Source organism: Mesorhizobium sp. P5_C1 (genome assembly GCF_054049815.1).
On record NZ_JBFULQ010000704.1, the window covers coordinates 1 to 2,407 of the forward strand.

At 59.9% G+C, this 2,407-nt stretch carries 2 protein-coding genes; both read right to left on the reverse strand.

From position 1 onward, the window contains the following. Nucleotides 1-204 precede the first annotated feature (204 nt). The gene (locus tag ACXJ7R_RS30125) at nt 205-804 is read right to left on the reverse strand and encodes a sigma-70 family RNA polymerase sigma factor (protein ID WP_457155006.1); all 600 of its coding nucleotides are present in this window, start codon (nt 802-804) and stop codon (nt 205-207) included. Nucleotides 805-1,116: 312 nt separating this feature from the next. After that, a complete protein-coding gene (locus ACXJ7R_RS30130) occupies nt 1,117-1,998 on the reverse strand; it encodes a formate/nitrite transporter family protein (protein WP_457155005.1) in 882 nt (293 codons plus the stop codon). Between the last annotated feature and the right edge of the window lie 409 nt (nt 1,999-2,407).

Genomic DNA, 2,407 nt, shown 5'->3' on the forward strand with positions numbered 1-2,407 from the left:
GAACGGTTGGGCCTTCGAAGCGCAAATCAATAGCTATGGCAAAGTCGTCATCCGGTATCGCGCGAAAATCTATCGATTCCGCCCGCTCGCTCCAGCGGTTCTCGACCCTCCGCCGTTCGGCGGATATGACCCCGTGACGCAGCGCCGGTGTGGACTGCAGGGGCCTTGGTTCATCATTGAAAACGGTGACGGTTCATTCTTTGCTCACCCTGGTTGGCCTGGCTGCGAGACACCTTCGAGGATCGATCGCAGCTCCTCTCTGCCCCTGGCGATCCGCGACGTCAGTGTCCCCACGGGAATGCCCAGCGCCTTCCTGGCATCGGCATAGGAGAGGCCTTCGACCGCGACTAGCACGAGTGCTGCGCGTCGTTCGGGATTGATCTGCTGAAGCGCCGAGAATACGTCCACGAATACGAGCCTGTCGGCCTGTGGCGACGTCGCGATCGCATCTATCGTTTCTGAGATCGTGATCACTGCCTGGGCATGGCGTTTGGCGCGCCGCAACTGGTCGACGAACAGATTGTGCATGATCGTGAGCAGCCAGCGGCGTGGCGTATCGCCGGCCGTCCAGTTCGCCATCCTCGACAGCGCCYGTTCGAGGCTGTCCTGCACAAGGTCGTCGGCGGCATCGCGGTCCCGCAACAGCGCGCGCGCATAACCACGCAGCCGTGGGATCTCCGCGACGATCGCTCGCCTGCGTTCGTCAGTGATCTCGGCCGCCGCGCCGCTTTCTGAAGAAGAAGCGTCAGCCGAACGAAAACTCGGCTGCGGCGAAACATCAGGCGGAAGGTCGAGTTGCGTCATGTTCGTGGTCATCAGGCGATGCGCAATGGCGGCGATTGCAATTTGTGATCCGGACTGAACTCGGTCGGCCGCGAACCTGACGGCCACAGCCATCCTCTGGTTCGGGACTGCACATCTGGTCTGTCAGGCATGTGCCGGCGCCTTTCCTGGCTCTAGCTGTGTCCAATCGAAGCTGTTCGGCTGGGGGCTGTCGGCGCCACCATGGCGGACCCGACTGAGGCCTTCTTTTCGAAACGACTACATTCTTTCGCGAAGCAATTGTGGGCGACCCAATGCTGAGGAAGAAGATGTGTTCGCCGGAATGCTGGCCCATCACTCGGCCGGGCCGAGTGACATCCTCGCCGCAGGGGCAGGCACGTCTTCTGCACCACCCTTCAGGTAGGTCCAATAGAGAGGAAGTCCGGTGAAGAGGAAACCGCCAGCAATGTTGCCCAAGGTCACGGGTATCTGGTTCCAGTACCACCAGTCTGCGAAGCTGATCTTGGCCCCGAGCATCATCCCCATGGGAATGACGAACATGTTGACGACGCAGTGCTCGAATCCGAGCGCGAAGAAGGCGAATATGGGCAACCAGCATCCGACGATCCTGCCGAGGGTGGACTTCGAACTCATCCCCATGACGACGCCGAGGCAGACCATCCAGTTGCAGAGCATGGCCTTGACGAAGGCGGTCACCAGTCCGTCGTATCCATACGGCTCATAGGCGATCGTCTTCGCTTCGGCGAGCGCACGCAGATGATCTCCGAGCGCACTCGCCCCAACATTGCCGACATCGGTCAGGACGACATAGAACAGCCCGGCAAAGATGAGCGAACCGAGCATGTTGCCGACGAAAACCCAGAACCAATTGGCCAACATCCGGCCGACTGTCGTACGGTGAGCGATGACGGCCAGGGGTACCAGGCCAAAATTCCCGGTCACGAGCTCGAGGCCAAGGATGATGATGATGGCAAATCCCACCGGGAAGGTGAGAGCGCCGACGAGCGCGACATTTGTCTGAAGCGCACCCTCCAGGGCCATGCTCGTCGCGAAGGCAAGCAGCGCCCCGGAAAGCATGCCGCGGATCAAAAGATCAGGAACGCTGTGAGCGGCCTTAGCGGCGCCGAGATCCACCATTGCCCGCACGATTTCGCGCGGCGAGAGGCTGTCGTTCATGATCGCTATCCTTCTGCGCCGAGCAGGCTGGTTCCGCATTTCAGAGCCGCAAGGAGCGGCAACTGCGGTCTGGCTGAAGGGATCGCAACTGTCGTCGTGGCCAGAAAGCGCGTTGCGATACCCATGACGTCTCCCATGCGTTGCCAACCAGGACCGATTGGCACGCTGATTGTCACTTCAGGGATGAATAGCCGACAGCACTTCGCGGCGACATTCTACGGAGGGTAACCGGATTACGCACTTGATTTAGGCCAGACATTCCTTGGTATGTCTTGTCGGCCAAGGAACTGAAGCGATCGCTCAGCTAGATAATGATGTCGCCGCTGGCAATTCCGTAAATGCCAACGAGGCAACCAAGTGCCGCAGCCGCCAACACTATCCATTCTACACCGACCAACACTTGCTTGTTCTGTTCCCGTCTGACCTGAACATAGAGCAGCGTACCGGG